Origin of the sequence: Wolbachia endosymbiont (group B) of Lycaena phlaeas, assembly GCF_947251875.1 — a bacterium.
GTDB lineage: Bacteria > Pseudomonadota > Alphaproteobacteria > Rickettsiales > Anaplasmataceae > Wolbachia.
Map to the genome: position 1 here is coordinate 691,521 of NZ_OX366392.1, position 19,293 is coordinate 710,813.

General features: G+C 34.3%; 12 protein-coding genes and 1 pseudogene. 7 read left to right on the top strand and 6 right to left on the bottom strand.

Features of this window, described 5'->3' with window-relative positions; genetic code table 11:
• Nucleotides 1-13: 13 nt before the first annotated feature.
• Nucleotides 14-2,587 (bottom strand): valine--tRNA ligase, encoded by a 2,574-nt coding sequence (locus OPR37_RS03080; protein ID WP_264684782.1) that lies wholly within the window; start codon nt 2,585-2,587, stop codon nt 14-16.
• A gap of 157 nt (nt 2,588-2,744) precedes the next feature.
• Between OPR37_RS03080 and OPR37_RS03085 the strand changes: the two genes are divergently transcribed.
• Nucleotides 2,745-3,248, top strand: a complete 504-nt coding sequence (locus OPR37_RS03085) for a hypothetical protein (RefSeq protein WP_264684783.1) — start codon at nt 2,745-2,747, stop codon at nt 3,246-3,248.
• A gap of 117 nt (nt 3,249-3,365) precedes the next feature.
• Here the strand turns inward: OPR37_RS03085 and OPR37_RS03090 are convergent, their stop codons facing one another.
• Nucleotides 3,366-4,658, bottom strand: a complete 1,293-nt coding sequence (locus OPR37_RS03090) for a cbb3-type cytochrome c oxidase subunit I (RefSeq protein WP_007302752.1) — start codon at nt 4,656-4,658, stop codon at nt 3,366-3,368.
• Between the two features lie 315 nt (nt 4,659-4,973).
• Between OPR37_RS03090 and OPR37_RS03100 the strand changes: the two genes are divergently transcribed.
• From OPR37_RS03100 to OPR37_RS03110, 3 genes are read left to right on the top strand one after another with little or no spacing between them, the layout of a single operon-like run.
• The gene (locus tag OPR37_RS03100; RefSeq protein ID WP_007302753.1) at nt 4,974-6,083 is read left to right on the top strand and encodes an outer membrane protein assembly factor BamB family protein; all 1,110 of its coding nucleotides are present in this window, start codon (nt 4,974-4,976) and stop codon (nt 6,081-6,083) included.
• Nucleotides 6,076-7,455 carry a dihydrolipoyl dehydrogenase gene (gene lpdA, locus OPR37_RS03105; protein ID WP_264376823.1) on the top strand — a complete coding sequence of 460 codons (1,380 nt, stop codon included), beginning with the start codon at nt 6,076-6,078 and terminating at the stop codon, nt 7,453-7,455. Before OPR37_RS03100 ends, lpdA begins: the two co-directional genes overlap by 8 nt.
• Before the next feature lie 2 nt (nt 7,456-7,457).
• Nucleotides 7,458-8,378, top strand: a complete 921-nt coding sequence (locus tag OPR37_RS03110; protein ID WP_010401376.1) for a tyrosine-type recombinase/integrase — start codon at nt 7,458-7,460, stop codon at nt 8,376-8,378.
• 139 nt (nt 8,379-8,517) lie between these two features.
• On the opposite strand, the pseudogene OPR37_RS03115 reads toward OPR37_RS03110, so the two are convergent.
• From OPR37_RS03115 to pdhA, 4 genes and pseudogenes are all read right to left on the bottom strand, one after another.
• Nucleotides 8,518-9,520: pseudogene (locus tag OPR37_RS03115) on the bottom strand (IS630 family transposase).
• Nucleotides 9,521-10,161: 641 nt separating this feature from the next.
• Nucleotides 10,162-13,059, bottom strand: coding sequence for an ankyrin repeat domain-containing protein (locus OPR37_RS03120; RefSeq protein ID WP_264684784.1), 2,898 nt, complete (start codon nt 13,057-13,059; stop codon nt 10,162-10,164).
• Between the two features lie 132 nt (nt 13,060-13,191).
• The gene (gene gatB / locus OPR37_RS03125; RefSeq protein WP_264684785.1) at nt 13,192-14,616 is read right to left on the bottom strand and encodes an Asp-tRNA(Asn)/Glu-tRNA(Gln) amidotransferase subunit GatB; all 1,425 of its coding nucleotides are present in this window, start codon (nt 14,614-14,616) and stop codon (nt 13,192-13,194) included.
• Between the two features lie 205 nt (nt 14,617-14,821).
• Nucleotides 14,822-15,802 (bottom strand): pyruvate dehydrogenase (acetyl-transferring) E1 component subunit alpha, encoded by a 981-nt coding sequence (gene pdhA, locus OPR37_RS03130; RefSeq protein ID WP_213863701.1) that lies wholly within the window; start codon nt 15,800-15,802, stop codon nt 14,822-14,824.
• Nucleotides 15,803-15,867: 65 nt separating this feature from the next.
• On the opposite strand from pdhA, the gene hemJ reads away from it, so the two are divergent.
• From hemJ to coxB, 3 genes are all read left to right on the top strand, one after another.
• The gene (gene hemJ, locus OPR37_RS03135) at nt 15,868-16,296 is read left to right on the top strand and encodes a protoporphyrinogen oxidase HemJ (RefSeq protein ID WP_012481732.1); all 429 of its coding nucleotides are present in this window, start codon (nt 15,868-15,870) and stop codon (nt 16,294-16,296) included.
• A 154-nt stretch (nt 16,297-16,450) separates the two neighbouring features.
• Nucleotides 16,451-17,962, top strand: coding sequence for an HlyD family type I secretion periplasmic adaptor subunit (locus OPR37_RS03140; protein WP_007302760.1), 1,512 nt, complete (start codon nt 16,451-16,453; stop codon nt 17,960-17,962).
• A gap of 556 nt (nt 17,963-18,518) precedes the next feature.
• Complete coding sequence (coxB, locus tag OPR37_RS03145; RefSeq protein WP_264374714.1) at nt 18,519-19,283, top strand: cytochrome c oxidase subunit II; 765 nt, start codon at nt 18,519-18,521, stop codon at nt 19,281-19,283.
• Nucleotides 19,284-19,293: the final 10 nt, after the last annotated feature.

A 19,293-nucleotide genomic window follows, 5' to 3' on the forward strand; every position in this document is an offset into this window, starting at 1 on the left:
AGTAATACGAATGCTAAGTTACATCAATCAATAAACTTACAGTAAATTTTCCATTCTCAGTTATAAGCTCTGCTTCTGTACTCTCAACCCATTCTATCACTTCAGCATTGCAAACTGACTGCAAATCATGCTGAGCAGAATAATTTAACTCATCCTCTTTTACACTCGCTTTTATCATCAACTTTTGTATAAGATGCTTAACTGATACGTTATTATCTGCTTTTATTTTTCTCACAAGGTTTAATATCTGCACGAAATTATCTCCCATTTCTTCAGAATACTTATCATAGATAAGTTCTTCCTTGTTAGGCCAATTACTTTTATTGTGAACGGAGTTATAACTATACAACTGATGATATATTTCCTCTGTAATGTATGGCAAAAATGGTGCAAATAACCGCAAAATAATATTGAGTACATATGCCAAACTCTGTTTCGCACTCATGTTTGCCTCGCTGTCCAATGCATCTCCATATGCACGTTTTTTAACTAACTCTAAGTAATTATCACAAAAATCTTTCCAAAAAAATTCTTCTATTGCGCTCAAAGCTTCGCAGTATTCAAACTGTAATAGGTTGTTCGTCGTTTTTTCTATCACTTTATATAATTTGGACAATATCCACTTATCCATCGTCTCACTGATGGAATTTATGCTCAATGCTTGATGTTTTTCCATAAACATGGAAACAAATTTGCTAGCATTCCAAAGTTTCGTAACAAGTCGTTTGCCAATTTTGAAGATATTTTCAGAGTAGACTGTGTCAACTCCAAGTCTTGAGTTTGCTGCCCAATAGCGTACTACGTCAGCTCCATAGGTTTCAAGCATTACATGAGGAGTGATGATATTACCTTTTGATTTACTCATCTTTTTTTTATCATCAGCCAAACACCAACCACTAATCATGATATTTTTCCACGGCAGTGAATCTGCATGATAATGTGCCTTCAAAATCGTATAAAAAGCCCAAGTTCTTATTATCTCATGGCTTTGGCTGCGCAGATCTGCAGGAAATATCTTATCATACCGATGGCTTGGTAAACCGAGCTCACTGTTTACTGCCAGTGCACTTAATTGAGGAGTGATCGCACTTGTTGCCCAAGTATCCATCACATCTTGATCTGAAGTAACTTCTTCTTTAATATACCCTTTCGGCAAATCTTTGAGTGGATCTACAGGTAAATCCTTTACTTCAGCTAGAATGATTTTGCCTTCTTCTCCCTTACGTTTTGAATACCAAACTGGAAATGGTACACCAAAATAACGCTGTCTTGAGATGCACCAATCCCAACTTAGCCCTTCTATCCACACCTCTATACGTTTACGCATAGATTCTGGATGCCAATTACATTTACTCACTTTATCTAATACTTGAGTTTTTTGCTCTAAAGTCTTGACAAACCATTGATAAGTAGGTAATATTTCAAGCGGCGCACCAGATCTTTCAGCACATTTAACAGAATGAGAAATGCTAGTGCTTTCTATTAAAAGGCCCTTTTCAGTTAGGATTTCAATAATTCTCTTTCTTGCTTCTTTAACTCTTAGGCCATTTACTTCATCGTAGATTCCAGCGTCACGCGCTGGAGCGTGTGTCTCCTCTAATGTCTGGATTCCAGTGTCAAGCACTGGAATGTCACTCCCCTTTGTCATCCCAGTGCCTTGACACTGGGATCTATTATTACCATACACTGAATCTAGACTTATCCTACCATCCTGATCGATAATAATTTTCATCGGCAGACCATGCTTTTGCTGCCAATATATGTCGAGCTCATCACCAAACGTACAGCACATAACAAGCCCAGTACCTTTATCTATTTTAACTTTATCATCAGCTATTATTGGAACTTTTGCTCCTGTTATTGGCACTACGGCTATTTTTCCAATCAGCTGAGTGTAGCGTGCATCTTCTGGATGGCAAAAAACTGCAACACATGCTGGAAGCAACTCAGGCCGTGTAGTTGCAATCTTAATCTGCTCATTTTCTTCAGTGGAAAAAACTATCGTGTTCAAAAATGACTCAAAGACTTTATCCTCTATTTCTGCTTGTGCAATTGCAGTTTTATCGACTGGGTCCCAAAGAATAGGTTGCATTTTTTTGTATGCATACTCTTTATTATATAGATCAATGAATGACATTTGAGAAAGTGCCACAGCTTCTTTACTAATTGTGTGATACTCTAAATTCCAGTCATAACTAATACCGACTGATTTAAACAATTCCTTGAATTCCTGCTTTGACTTCTCAATAACTTCATGGCACATCTCTATAAATTCTTCTCTGCCAACTTCTTTTGCACGGGTTTTATAGGTCTGCTCAACTAACCTTTCAGTGGGAAGCCCATTATCATCAAACCCAATTGGATAAAATACATCTTTCCCCAGCATACGTTGAAACCTTGCAATAAAGTCCGTATGGCAATAGCTAAATATATGACCAATATGCAACTTTCCAGATATCGTTGGTGGAGGCGTATCTATAGTGAAAGTATTATCCTTTTCACCATTCCATTTATAAACTTTACTCCCTTCCCATAATATGTTGTATTTGTTTTCAATTTCCCTAAAGCTATACTTTTCTTCTAACATAAATATTTCTCAGTTTTAAGCTTTAAGTTATCACAATTGAGCAAATACAGCAATTTTAATGTCTGCCATTTAATTTAGCCTTGTTATGATACAAATTTTTCTTGATCTTATAATTTTTAATGTATTACATAATAAATTTTTAGTATTGAGGTTTATTATGATTAACTTTCATAACTTAAAAGAGCTTATAGATATTCTAAGTAATCCATACTATGTGCCTCACCCAGCAAAAGTAGACTTAGTAGAATTGCTTGAAGACGTGCTGGAATTAAAAGATAAAAAAAGCCCAGAAGAGGCAATAACTACATTGAAAGATAAAATAAGAAATGAACTCAAAAGTGAAATGTCGAATGAACTGAAACAAAAAATAAATACTCAAATCCAGCAGTTACAGCAAGAAAAGAAAATATTAGAAACCAAAAATGAAGCAAATAAACAACTAAAAGAAAAAGCAACATATATCGCTACTGCTAGTACTGGTCTTGCTGTTGGGTTAGTAGTGTATATTACACTTGAACATACAAATAAATTGGACATGTGGTTAATCGTTGTTATAGCAACAGTATCTGCATTCTTAGCTGGTGATTTAATAATGAAACCTAGCTCTCAAGTAAATGGAACACAAGAACCACAAGGAGTAGCAAATAAGAATTCAGTGTAGCTTGATATAGTTTTTTTCATTTCACTGCCTTTCCAAATTTGAAGCAGGTTGTTTGAGCCATAGTACAAAGTAAATATAGTAATTTTACACTAAAATTTTTAGTTTTGTTTCTGTGGGTTAGTTGGTACGAGCCTTGCCTTTAAGAAGATGTAAAATCACAATTATTACGAATAACATTCCACCAATAACTGATATAGCTCCACCCGTAATAAAACAAGCACGTGCCAACATTGATGAAATACTTGGCAGATCTGCAACTTTTCTTAAGGCACCATATCCACCAAGCCAAACAAGTCCAGTAATGTGGAGAAAATGTCCCAAGCTATATGCATAAATCTGTAATCTTACTATGGAGCTTTTTATTTCTTTACAGCCCAATTTTGGTAACAGCCAGTAGACAAAATTCATAAAAGCTATAGTAATACCAACTACAGAACCATGATAATGCGCAGGAATAGTGACATTTCCTTCAATAGTTAGCACTCCAAGCACACCTCCATAAATGAACAATACAAACGAGTGAAGAAGATAATTGCCCTTATCATTGAGCAGAGTTTTTATGTTGCAATACACTAATATTGTTAAAAAGCACGGCAGAACTGCTCCAGCAATTCTCATATGCCAGGTAAAAAACTGTATCAATTCAGCACTATCCGCCGAATAAATAAAGTATATAAACGGCGCACCTACGGTCAAAACTGTGTTTATAAATAGTGGTAAAATGGTAATTTTATTTAGACTAATATAGCGAGCATTCAGTATGATCAAATAAACTAAAAACATTGCTTGAGCAAAGGCAAACTGCAGTAAATGTCCGCCTCCCCAAAAGAGATATTCATAAAATAAATTCTTGTCTGAGTGATATAGACCTGGAGGCATATTTTTATGTGCTAAAACAACACAAAGAAATGATGACACAAGTATAATGACCAGGCCAATTTGTCCGATTGAAAGATATGAGTCTTGTTTATTTGATATGTAGGCTAGAGCTGTATTTATCAATATGCTGGTAATGAAAAGACTGAGTCCAAGTAAAAATAATTTGTTTTGTAATACAGGTATATAGTTACTTTTGATAACTTCAGTATTTGGAACAAATGCAGATATAAACATTAGCAGCATGGAAAGGATTGAGAGAATCCATGAGAAGTTAAACCAATGATTGGTGTTTTTTAAGTTTATGATGAAGAGCAGAGATATTATAGAGCACATCCATACCAAAATTGACAAATTTACGTGTATCACCAGTGCATTATCAAAGATATATTGTGCAGAAGGAATGAGAGAAGAAATAAAAGGCAATCGTAGAAAAATAACAATTATTGACAGCAGTCCAGAACAAGCAAGAGCAAGTACTGCCAAGAATATCCATTGCCTGCAAAGTGAAGCGTTATTTTGTATGTTGAGCATTTATTTTTAGGTACTATAGCATAAGATAGTATACATTTTTCAAATTGATATGAGTAGTTCAAATGAATGACATCACAACAATATCTTTCATCCTGAAAATGCTGCCTGTTTCATATTGGAGTAGTATTACTGACAGCATTAGTTTGAGCTATAGATATTTCTTTTAGTCCATACTTGATAAAAGTTATTACAGTAAGAGAATCTTTACATAATGGTATGACATTACGTTAATGCTTTTGATCCACAATTAAGAACATTTTCGTTGTGATTTACGTTTCTAGTATGTATATTAATGAATCTTGTTTTCACTAAATAATGAAAATAATAATTGTCATGATAATGTTATTGTATAGTAACTATACAATGGCAAGCGAACGAATAAGTTTAGTAGATAAAAAATTATCTCAAGGATATGTAGCTCCAATACTTACAGAAAATAGCGTTATTTTACCAGACAAGCACGGTACCTTATATTCCTTTGATATCGATAACCCAAGAGTTATAAATTGGAAATTATACCTCTCAAGTAGGAAAAAAATTGGTAATATGAGTTTATCGAGCTACAAAGAAAACGTTTTCTTCATAGTGGATAACATTCTACACACAATAGATGCGAAAACAGGAGAGATTCAATGGGAAAAAGAATTAAGAGCTCCGGTAAGAGGGAAAACAGTAGTAATAAACAATAAGTTGGTAGTGTTGACTATTGATAACTATCTGCATGCATTTAGTATAAAAGATGGCAGTTCCATTTGGAATTATCAAAATGGTATAAATGAGGTTCGAGGTTTGTATTCCATCTCACCAGCAATCTCCAATGATAAAATAATAGCACCATTTTCAAATGGTGAATTGATAGCTTTTAATGAAGACGGTAAAAAATTGTGGAGCCAAAAATTGGCTACAAACCTTTTGGATACACAGCTTACAGATGTAACTACTACACCTAGAGTACACGATAATATCTTAATAGCTACGAGCAACTCTTATATTTATAGCATTGACGTAAACTCAGGAAATATTTTATGGTCAAGGCCACTACAAGTAAAAAGTATATCAAACATTGAGTCATATTATAGCCCTCTTATTCCTGCAGAGAAACAAAAAGAAGGCGGAAGAATTTTCATGGTGACTAAAGATAATAAGGTAATTGGCATCGACATACAAAGTGGAAAAACAGTTTGGACATCTGATTTTATAGAGAATGTGCAATTGTTTGTTCCAATTATGTATGCCCATACGCTTTGGGTAACAAGTAATAAAGGTTCAATATTTGCTTTTCCTGGATCTGAAAGTACAGGAAGGGTAATTAAAATACCCGGTAATGTGTTTCATGCTCCAGTATTTACCCATGGTAAGATGTATATAACGACTGAAGGAAATGGTGTTTATTCTTTAGAAAATAGGTTTGTTTTTTATGACTGATTATGATTTGATTATTATAGGTGGTGGTCCAGGTGGTTACAAATGCGCTATTGCTGCTGCAAAACTTGGACTCAAAGTTGCTTGTATAGACAAAAATAGCATTTTTGGTGGCACGTGTTTGCGAGTTGGGTGTATACCATCAAAAGCATTACTCCATTCCTCTTATCAGTATGCTAGCGCGAAAAATAATCTATCAAAACTTGGCATAAAAGTTAAGGATGTAAGTCTCGATTTGAGAGAAATGATAGGCTATAAAGACGCTAGAGTTCAGGAACTTGGAAAAGGCATAGAATATCTGTTTAACCTTTACAAAATTACGAAGATCAATGGACTTGGAAAAATTACTTCTTTTGATCAAGGCAACCTTGAAGTTTCAGTTGAAGGTAAGGTGCTGAAGACAAAAAATATAGTAATTGCAACCGGTTCTGACGTTATTTCTTTGCCAGGAATTAATATCGATGAGAAAAGTATTATTTCATCAACTGGTGCATTGTCTTTAACTGAAGTACCAAAAAAACTTGTCGTAATCGGAGCTGGGGCAATAGGGCTTGAAATGTCTTCTGTATGGAGGAGGCTAGGGTCTGAAGTCACTGTAGTAGAATTTTTTGACAGAATCGCTGCAGCAATGGATGGAGAATTAAGTAAGTCTCTACTTTCTAGTCTACAAAAACAAGGAATAAAATTTTTACTTAGAACTAAAGTTGAGGGAATAAAACAAAGTAGTAACTCTTTGAGTGTGAAAGTTTGCTCTGTAAAAGATAATCAAACAAACACTATAGAGGCGGATAAGGTATTGGTGGCAGCAGGGCGCAAACCATGCTCTGAGGGTCTTGAAAAAATAGAAAAAGACAGTCGTGGCTTTATTAAAGTCAACAATAGTTATGAAACCAACGTAAAAGGAATATTTGCTATTGGTGATGTGATTGGTGGAGCAATGCTTGCTCACAAAGCTGAGGAAGAAGGGGTGGCAGTTGCAGAGATACTAGCAAGGCAATTGCCTCACGTTGATTATGAAATCATACCGTCAGTCATTTACACCCACCCTGCAGTTTCTTCAATCGGTAAAACTGAAGAAGAACTAAAAAGTGCTGGTCGAAAGTATAAAGTTGGTAAATGTCAATTTGCTGCAAACGGTAGAGCAAAAGTCACTGACGATGCTGAGGGATTCGTGAAAGTTCTGACTTGTAGCAAAGCAGATACAATACTCGGTGTACATATCATAGGAGCATACGCTGATACGCTAATCAATGAAGCAGCGGTTGCAATGGCATATGGTGCAGCAGCAGAGGATATATACAGAATTTGTCACTCTCATCCTGATATAAATGAAGCCTTTAGGGATGCGTGCATCGATGCTTTCTTTAAAAAGTAACTGTGGACCTCGGTTCAATCATTGAAAAATGGTATGATTGGCTAAAGTACAACAGGTCTTACTCACCAAACACTTTGGAGTCATACATGAGGGACCTCAAAGATCTTATAAGTTTCCTAAATACTCACATTGGTGAAGAAGTAAATGTTGGCTCTTTAGAAAAATTAAGCATACCTGAACTGAGAAGTTGGTTTACCTCTCGTTATGCAAGAGGTGTAAATGCGAGATCTAACACTCGCGCATTGTCAGTAATCAGAAATTTTTTCAAATATATAAAAAACAATTATGAAATAAATAATGAAGCGGTATTTTCTTTATCAAGGCCAATTCAGAGAAGAACTCTACCTAAAGCACTTTCAATATCTAACATAGAAACTCTATTGAAAGAAATGAAATTGCCTGATCTAGGCGAGCCTTGGGTGGTAAAAAGAGAAATTGCAATTGTCGTTCTGCTATATGGTACGGGCTTAAGAATCACTGAAGCACTGAATCTTAAGGTTAGTGATATTAGCAATGAAAGTTTAATAGTAACAGGTAAGGGAGATAAACAAAGGCAGGTATTTATTCTTCCAGTAGTAAAAAAGTGTATACAAAAATATATAAAAGCTTGTCCCCACTTTGACGAAGCGGGACATCTTTTTGTCGGGGTAAGAGGAAAAAAATTGGGAAGAACTTATGTTGCTAATCGTTTGCAAAAAATAAGAAGATTTTTAAACTTACCAGAAATTTTATCTCCACATGCATTTCGCCATAGTTTTGCTACTCATTTGCTTCAGGAAGATATTGACATAAGATCAATACAACAGCTGCTTGGCCACTCAAGCCTTGAAACTACTCAAGTTTACACTCACCTAAATTATCAAGATGTCTTCAATATGTATAAAAACTTTCAGAAGAGTTTGAATAAAAAATCGAAATCTTAACTTCGTCTTAAATCGATAGTATTGCCGAACTGAGTGCTTGCAACATCATTCAGTACTGTACTTGCTTTATATAAGCAATAGTGACCAGCAGAGAGAAAGCAAAACGTTTTGCAAAAGGTTGTGATACCAAATTCCATTACTAATCGAACAAATAAGAAACATTACAAACTCGTTTAATAGTAGTGCTGGAAATACTGACAATAAAATTACACAGAACATCTTCAAGTAAGCCTATGGTATCGTAGACTCTGTTGCGTAAAGTATTGTGTTTGATATATTGCCACAGCCTCTCAACAGGATTCAGTTCCGGTGAATAAGGAGGCAAGTATATAATGGTAATGTTTTCCTGAAATTTCAAACTTTTTGATCTATGCCAACCTGCACAATCCATTACAAGAAAGGCTTTTTTCGTGCCTAAATCTTTCGACATCTGCTCCAGAAATATATTCATACAATCAGTGTTTACATATGGAGCAAGTAGGCTAATTTTCTTACCACTTCTTGGATTTACTGCACTGTAGATATAGAAATTTTGTCTACCAATTTTCATTTTAACCTGCGTTCTGACCCCTTTTTTAAACCATCCGTGTCCGATTTTTGAATGAGTTCCAAATCGTGACTCATCAAAAAAATACCTCCTTTTCAGGGTGGGAATTGACTATTTTATTGAAGTATTTTTTAAACTCTTCTTGCTTTTTTTTATCTTGTTTATGGTGAATTGGCCTCGGTGTTATGTAAGAAAATTTCATCCTTTGTATCTCACGGTGCACTGTTGATTTGCTAATGTTTAGGCCAAATTCCTCTGAGATTTTTATTTGCACTTCCTTAATAGTAATATTTGGATTTCTTTCTACCCATATTTCAATTTGCTCACGTTGATTTTTGTTTAATTTGCTTTTCCTTCGCCGTTGAGACGGGGCAAATAATCTTTCACTCTACCAAATTTTAGATGCTTTATCCATTCAGTCAAAGCAGTCCTTGAAATTTTACATATTCTTGCCACAGCGCTTATACTACTTTTTTTTTCCTACTATCACCGCTTGTAACTTTTTTGAAACATATGCGTTATTTCTGACCTTTTTTAACATTTCTTTCGCCAAATTTACAACTTTTTCGTCTAATAGTTTTGACCTTAATGCCATTTATACCTCTCTATTTTATCTACTTTAGTATCACTTCTTTCCCATTATTGTCTATCTGTTCTTTACATAGTGGGAATTGGTATGAATGAAAGAGAATAGACAGCAGAATTTAAATTAGAAGCTATGTAAAGAAACAAGTCAAGCAAATAGCAAAAGAGCTAGGCTCTGTGTACAAAATGTTAGCAGGTCAAATTAATTGAGGACGGGGATTTGTGACTAAAGTTCATGCACTTGTTGACGTACTGGGAAACCCATTCAAATTTATTTTGACCTCAGGCTAGAGGAACAAAATTACTCAGTTGACTAAAAATGTCTCTAGCTACACTATATGGCTTCTTTAAAATTTTGTTTACAGAGCCTAGAAAGAAAGCTGAGGAAAAGTAGAGGTTACCTTTACATATGAACTACATCTCAACCTGATATTGTCGTTCCTAATATGTTGGATTTCTTGCATAACTCGAATTCAAAAGTTGATGTCATTCCAGCGCGTGACACTGGAATCCAGATATTGGGTTCCAGCTGGGATGACACCTGTTTATGCAAGAAATCTATTGAAAATTGAGTTAAACTAAAAATTCAGTTTGACACACTTTTGTTAAACATTTTTGGGACGTTAAAATAAACAGATAAATAATTTTCTCTTAAGCTACTTCAACACTTTCATCATGGGTTAAAAGCAACTCCACAAGCTCTTGATTATCAGTTACATAATCCAATGCTGTCTTTCCCTCATTATTTTTAGCGTTAACGTCAGCACCTTGTTCTACAAAATATCTTACCACATCAACTTTTTCCCTGATAGCAGCCCAATGCAATGGAGTATCACCATATCCGTTTTTGATATTAATATCAATTCCTTTATCAATCAGGTACTTTATTGCATCTAGTTTTGCAAACCTGATAGCCTCATGTAACATAGTTTTGCCATTGCTGTACTTAGCACTAACATCAATACCCATACCTTTTTCTTTTATAAGGTATTCTGCTATATCAAAACTTTCACTTTCAACAGCCCAGTACAACACAGTCCAGCCATAATTATCTTTAATACCAACACTAGCACCCTTATTTACAAGATATTTTACCATGTCTAACTCTCCACTCTTAGCAGCCCAGTACAATGGCGTTTGGTAAAAACAGTCCCTAGCGTCAATATTAGCACCTTCATTGATCAGGTGTTTTGCTATGTCCAATTCCCCATTCCCAGCAGCTAAATGCAATGGAGCAATATCACAACCATTTTTAGCATTAACGATACCACTAAGCTTATTTTGATGTTTTCTCTTTATATATGCTAATAAGTTTTTAATAGCTTTATAATCACCATTTTCAACAAGCAAATGTAAATTAGTATCTTTGTAAAAATCATCAATCAACTTACCATGTTTACTCGCATATCCCCAAATAAATGCAACATGAATTTTATTATCTTTTGCTACATCACCAATGTTCACCAAATTTAGAGCTTTCCTAAGAACTTCTTCCTCTCTACCTTTCTCTTGCAATTTTAATCTTGTTACTTTTTGTACTAGCCTGTGGATATTTACTACTCCTTCCCTTAATTTAATCATTGAATATCGATTAAGTAACTCAACAGCATTCCAAAGCTTTGCCTTATCATCTGTTATTAATTTTGAAAAAATTTCTTTGATGCAGATATTGTCAGGAGCAAGATAGGCCATTATTTCAAGAATGCTTAATGCTTCAAAGCCATATTCCTTGCATATATATGTCATCGTAATGTTCCAAGTTGTTAAAACTGTTTTAGTATAACGATCTTCATTTTCATAAACTCCTTTCTTAAGCAATTCACCTGCATTTTGTTGATACTCTTTTAAGTAATCACTTATTTTAAATCTCTTATCACCCCTTAATCTTGATTCCTCATTTCGATCTTGAATATATACAACTGCTTGTCCTAAAGCTAATGGAAAATATTGTAATTCTCTTGTTAGCTCTTCTATTTCCCTATCCTGTAAATTGTTCTCTATGTTCAAAGCTTTTCTAACAAATTCTAAAGCTTCTACTTCACCAAACTCATCTAATTGTATTACTTTTATATCACCTTCTCCTCTCACATTCCACTTACAGTCACGAGAAGTAATTAAAACATAAGGTTTTTTATGCCTAGGATGTAAAGATGAAGGTAAAAACCTTTTAATACCTTTATATCCCTCAGCATTATCAAAAATGAATAGGCTTTTCCTTCCCCTTCTTGCAAAAAAAGCATATATTTCTTCAACAATAGCTTCTATCGTTTTGTCCCTTCCGTGCTTATCTTTGGGAGGAATGCCTAATCTATCATCCCCAGCTAACCTCAAGAAAGAATTTTTCATATCTTCAAAGTTTTCAGCGTTTATCCATATAACATTGCCACCATAGTACTTTCCATACTTGTAAGCATATTTCCTAGCTAACTCACTTTTTCCCACTCCTCCAAGACCACTAATAGTAGCAACCTGCGATATCACCGCTTGCCTGCCCGTACTCCTTTGTAGTGCGTTATGTAAGGCTTTTAATTCACTACTTCTACCAGTAAAAGACGCTACTGGCTCTATTATTTTAAACCATACCGCTCCTAAAATTTCCTCTCTTATTTTTTCAAAAAACTCATTTATTTCTTCATGTGATAGAAACTTTCCCTCTCTTGCTTTCATCCAATCCAGAACTTCTACCAGAAAGCGACCATAAACGTTCTTTTTATCGATATTATTAAATTCTTTGCCTAACTCATTCTCAATGATTTCCGCTAGTTTTATCTCGTTAGGTTGATTTACTGCAAATACTAATTTATCAAAAAATTCCCTTATATTCTCTTCTAACTTGCCTTCATTTGTCATTCGCTCAAACTCACGTTGCCATACCTGATTTCTTTCCAATTTTCTTTTTGAGTTTTGATCTGATTTACCTTGAAGTTCTTTTATCTCCTTTTCCAATTCTTCTATTGCTTCTTTTACAGCACTCTTAAATGCCGGTTGCACTATTGAAATCATGTTATCGTGAGTACAAGAGAACTTGTATCTCGTACCGCCGTATTTAAAAAAAATATCACTAGTGCTTATTACTTCAACTGCAATTTCTATTCCTTTGTTTGGTCCCGAAGTTTTTGCTTTCAACTTTTTTATTGTATTTTGTGTTGTACTTTGAGCTAGATCGAAACCGATATTAGTACAGATAGTAAAGTCCTTTAGGTCACCATCTGCAAAATCTGGATTAATTTTAATCTTTAGATAGGAAACAAAATATTTTGGAACGCTAAATTCACCACTTTTATTTTTTGAAAGCAATTTACCTACACCGATTTTTTCGCATTCATTTTGCTTGTGTTTGTTTTGTATAAACCTATGTACTATTTTTTCATTTTTCCTATCCTGAAAAACAATATCATCAAAACCCGTAGCTGATTCCATTTCTGTAGCTAAACGGAAAGAATATCCAACATCTACTGCACGTTTGAGAAGCAGCATTACCCACTTTAGTTGGTAGATATCACCATGAAGAGACCGCTTTCTTCCCCAAGCAGGATAAGTTTCAGGCATCCTCAACCTCACATAATTTTAAAAACAGTACCAACAAATGGTAAAAAAGTTATATGTCATGATATACAGATATCGTAACAAAGACCTTGGAATATCTACGAGATGTGCTGTTATGTAAATAAAAAAATGTGACTAATTACTTAATTTTTCATTTAAAATTGAATTCACGACATCAGGGCTGGCTTTTCCCTTGGTAAGTTTCATGACTTCGCCGACAAAGAATCCGTATAGTTTTGTTTTACCGCTTTTGTATTCTTGAACTTTATCTTGGTTGCTATTGATGATTGTGTCGATAACTTCTGCTATTTGACCTCTATCGGTTATTTGTTTTAGGTCCTGCTCTTCTATGATGAGAGATGCCGGTTTGCCAGTTTCAAACATAATATCAAAAACTTGTTTGCCAAGTTTAGCAGAGATCGTTCCATCGACGATAAAGTCGAGGAGCTCGGATAAAGCATCTGCTTTAATTGGAGAGCTAACAATATCAATATTTGTTTTATTTAAACGACCGAAAAGCTCGACGGTTAACCAGGTAACTGCAATCTTTGAATCATGCTTTTTTGCTAATTTTTCAAAATAATCGGCAATTTCTTTATCAGAAGTGATAACGTCTGCATCATATTCATTGATACCTAATTCCTCTATGTATCGAAGTTTTTTTTGATCTGGCAACTCGGGTAAAGATGATTTAATAGAATCAATTTTGTCTTGGTTTATTTCAACAGGTAGCAAATCAGGTTCAGGGAAATATCTATAGTCACTTGAATCTTCTTTGCTTCTCATCACTTTTGTTTTTCCTAAAGTGACATCAAACAATAAGGTATCTTGACTTATTTCTCCTCCGCTTTCCAAAATTTTGATCTGCCTTTGTGCTTCATAATCTATAGCTTGTACAATATAACGTATTGAATTTAAGTTTTTTATTTCACAACGAGTGCCAAATGTGCTACTACCCTTTGGGCGAACAGAAACATTTGCATCACAGCGAAGCGACCCCTTTTCCATATCACCATCACATGAACCGATATAACGCAAAATCTGCCTCAATTTTTTCATGAATTCTGCAGCTTCTGCAGATGAACGAAGATCTGGCTCTGAAACAATTTCCATTAAAGCAACCCCTGCACGATTTAAATCTATGTAAGTTTTGCTTTCTTCATGAATACTCTTTCCTGCATCTTGCTCTAAGTGAATTCTTGCGATTCTTATTTCTTTTTCATTATTATTGATAAAAACTTTGCCATTTTTAACTATTGGCTCAAAGAACTGGGTTATTTGATAACCTTGTGGTAAATCGGGATAAAAATAATTTTTCCGGTCAAAGTAAGAGCATTTATTAATTTCTGCAGAAAGTGCAAGACCGGTGCATATTGCTTGCTCTATGCAGCTATAATTTAATACTGGTAGTGTACCTGGCATTGCTGCATCAACTAGAGAAACTTGAGTATTGTGCTCAGTGCCAAATTCCGTTAGTGAACTAGAAAATAGCTTTGTCTTAGAAGAAACCTGAGCGTGTACCTCAAGTCCAATTACTGTCTCCCAGTTTTCTTTTGTCATGTATTTTATTCAATTAATAACTTTATATTCTGCAAACTAGCACAAAAAGTCAAATAAAACTCATTTAACCTATGATCCAAGAGCGGTGTATATCAATAATATAAGAGTTACTACAGTTTCTATTGACTAGGCTGTTATATAATAAAGTTAAGTGCTGCCAAAAAATATCTATAGTAGGCCAAAACATAATTTTGATGGCAACTGATTAGCTAACAAATTTATAAACATCAGTATACAGCTCATCAATCTCTGGCTCTTTACTACTTTTAGCAAAATCTTCTGACTTTTTTACTAAGTCTCGTATTTCCTTATCAATAGCTTTGCATTCTTCATCAGAAGCGATTTTATTGTCTGTTATATACTGCTTTAAGGTGCTTATAGGATCATGATTTTGCTTCATATCTTCAACTTCTTCTTTTGAGCGATAAGTAGCAGGATCTGACATTGAATGTCCACGATATCGATATGTCTTCATTTCAAGCAAGATAGGTCCTTTTCCCCCACGTACGTGCTCAGCTATTTCACTTGTTACCTCATAGACAGAGAAAAAATCCATTCCATCAACTTGTTTTCCAGGAATACCAAAACTCTCTCCTCTTTTATATAGTTCAGTTACTAAAGTTGATCTTTGCACAGAAGTTCCCATTGCGTATTCGTTATTTTCTATGATATAAACCACAGGTAACTTCCACAAAGATGCCATATTAAATGATTCATATACTTGTCCTTGATTTGCAGCACCGTCACCAAAATATGTGAATACAACGTTATCTTTTTTCTTGTATTTATTAGCAAATGCTATTCCTGTACCAATTGGGACTTGTGCACCTACTATTCCATGTCCACCAAAGAAATTTTTTTCAACATCAAATATGTGCATGGAGCCACCTTTACCTTTTGAACACCCTGTTTCTTTGCCGTTTAGTTCTGCCATCACAACATTTGGATCAGAATTACATGCAAGCATTAAGCCATGGTCTCTATAGCTTGTGATAAAAGCATCACCAGGTTTTGATGCAGCTTGAGTCCCAACTGCAACTGCTTCTTGCCCTATTGATAAGTGACAGAATCCGCCTATTAATCCCATTCCGTATAATTGTCCTGCTTTTTCCTCAAATCTGCGTATTAGAAGCATTTTTCTGTAGAACCCAATCACTTGCTCTTTAGTGAAATTTCCTGCTTTCATATTGACTTTCTTTTATTAAACTGAGATCATACCAGAAATCTTTAACATTTTATAATACTATCTATATGGACTACTATCACTGGCTTGAAGCTTTTCACGTTATCTCTGTAATTATGTGGGTGGCAGGTATGCTCTATTTGCCAAGGCTTTATGTTTACCATGCATCTGTAAAACCAGGGTCAGAAAATGACAGCTTACTTCAAATAATGGAGAAGAGACTCCTTAGATATATCATAAACCCTGCAATGCTTTTCTCCCTTAGTTTTGGAATTATGCTAATGATTATTAGGGAAGCATATCGCGAAGGGTGGTTTCATGTAAAAGCGCTAGCATTATTCTTAATGTTTGCTATTCATGTCCTACTTGCAAAGCATAGGAAAAATTTTGCAGTGGGCTTGAATAAGAAAACTCACGTTTATTTTCGTGTTTTAAACGAAGCAGTAACAGTGTTAATAATAATTATAGTTATTATGGTTATTGTAAAACCTTTTTGATTTTCTAGCCTAATGCTGAACCATTGAATGGAGTATAAGAATTGTTACTAAATAGTTTATTCTAGTGTCTCACAGTCTAAGTAAAGTACTTAAGGTATAGATTCTTTGTTTTTGTGTGTTATCCTGGTTAACAAGAATTCGCAGTAGTATTATAATGAGTAAGTTAAAAAAGCTTAGTGCTGGACTTTCTTTGACAGGCCTAATTGGTAGTGATGATATAGATATGCAAAGGGCAGGAAATAGAAAGAAGAAATATCAATTTTTGGATAAGACGTTCGCATGGATTGATGCGATGATAAATTTTATTTTTAAACGTGAGAGTAATAACGTAAATGAAGTCCTAAAAGTCACATGGGGACCACTATTTTTTGGTTTAGTGGTGATATTCATCTTTTTTGGAATAGGTGGTATTTGGTCAGCTATAGCTCCAATTGACGGAGCAGTGCATGCAAGTGGAGAAGTTATTGTCTCTTCAAATAGAAAAATAGTGCAACACTTGGGTGGGGGAATAATAAGCAAAATTTTAGTAAAAGAAGGTCAAGCAGTTAAAAAAGATGAGCCTTTAGTTTTATTAAGTGATGTTAACGAAAAGGCAAATTTGAGTATAATTAAAGAAAAACTCTTATCACTTTTGGCAACTGAAGCAAGACTTATTGCAATCAGGGGAGACTTAGATACGCTAGAATTTTCTGATGAGGTTAAAAGATTATCTAACGATGAACTTGTAAATAAAGCGATAAAGAATCAGGTAAAGTTGTTCAACTCTCAGAGAAAGAGTATATTAGGAAAAACTGACATACTGCAACAACGTATAAAGCAGTTAAATGATGAATTAGCAGGGCTAAATTTTCAACTAAATGCAGCCCATAAGCAATATGACTTGATAACTGAGGAGTTAGAAACAAAAAGACAATTACTTGATAGTGGCCATATAAGCAAACCACACATTTTAGCTTTAGAAAAACAGTTTGCTGAAATTGAGGGTAGAGTTGGACATTACCGTTCTGCAATATCTCAAGTACAGCAAAAGATTGGAGAAAATGAGTTAGAGATTATAAATGTGAAGAATGATGCTCAAGAAAGAGCAAATGCTGAGCTTAAGGAAGTTAATACATCTATTGCAGACTTAAAAGAGAGGCTGATGGTTGCTGAAGATTCGTTAGCACGTACAATAATTAAATCACCTCAAGATGGTATAGTTACAGATATAAGATACCACACTGAAGGTGGTGTTATACAATCTGGAGTCCCAATCCTGAGTATAGTACCATCAGATGATGATCTAATAATAGATGCTAAAGTTCTAACCAGAAACATAGAAGAGATACTGTCAGCAAAAAAGAAAGATAGCAATATAGTCTCTATCGACGGACTAGAAGGGCTGAAAGTTAAAGTAAGGCTGAGCGCTTATAGTGCACGTCGCTTAAGTTTAATTAACGGTATAGTAAACCATATTTCCCCTGATGCTCTTGATGATCCAAGGATGGGGCGTTATTATTCAGTGCGAGTGGTGATACCAAAATCAGAACTTGCTCAATTTAAAAACGTATACCTATATCCTGGTATGCCAGTAGAAGTATATATAGTTACTCAATCTCGCACTCTTTTATCGTTCTTGTTTACACCTATAATTGCAACATTCGATAGATCTTTCATAGAGAGATAATTTATTTGGCTTTTCTAGAAAATTTGTTTACAGAGTTTGATATGCAAAAAAATTTACACACAAGTAGTGTATTATTTTATAATTATTTTCTATAATATGTAAATCTTTGATTTAAGATGCAAATGCTAACGTAAACATTAAAGGTTAATTAGTAAACTCAGCTGTATAATAGAATTAAAGGAATTAGTAAGATTTTTACCTCAATGAATTATAAATAGGCAAACTTACTTAAAGTTTAATAGTGTCTGTTACTGCTTTTAGGTGTGAGGCTAGAGGGTTATTAGCAACAACAGACACTATTAAACTTATTATAGAACTTCCTTAAAGTAAATACTTAACTTAAAATATTATAATATTTTAAGTTAAAATAGATTCATGTAAATGCTTTTTCCTCAAGTTAGTATCGTATTATTATATTTATTAAATGCTAAAAAAACATTAATCATCATTTACTTTTGATTCAATATTTAGCAAAACACTTGTGTAAATTCTATAATCTCTGTTTGCATAGTAAGTGTATATATATTATTATACAGTTAGTTTTACAGCAAAAAATATGGTGAAGTTATTTGCATTATTGATAATGTTTTACTCAAATATATCAATTGCTTCTGCTCCTACTTCTTGGCAATTTGGATTTCCTGCGCCTGCAACTGAGATAATGGAGGTTGTAGTTAAGTCACATTCGTTTGTGATGAGTGTAATGATTGCAATTATGCTTTTTGTATGGGCCCTGCTTGCTTATGTAGTATTTCGCTTTCGTAAGGGCAAAGTGAAAAATGTCAGTAAAATAACTCATAATATCTTTGTAGAAATTATCTGGTTTGTTATACCAACGATTATTGTTGGGGTATTGGCTTTTAAAAATGCTGAATTAATTAAACTACAGGAGAAAGTGCCAAAAGCTGACATAACACTAAAAGTTATTGGTCATCAATGGTATTGGAGTTACCAGTACCCAGAATATCAAGGTATTTCATTTGACAGCTATATAAAAGGAAAAGAAGACTTTACCGAAAGAGATTTAAAACTATTCTCTGTTGATAATAACGTTATTTTACCTATCAATACTAATATTCGTTTACAAGTGACAGCAGGAGATGTAATACATAGCTGGGGAATACCGGCTTTTGGTATAAAAATTGATGCAATACCAGGTAGGCTGAATGAAGCATGGTTTAACGTTACAAAGCCCGGTATTTATTATGGGCAATGTTATGAACTATGTGGTCAAGGTCATGGATTTATGCCAATTGTTGTTGAAGCAGTGAGTAAAGAAGATTTTAATAAGTGGATTGAAGATAAAAAATTAGTAAGTTAAGTTTGGAGTA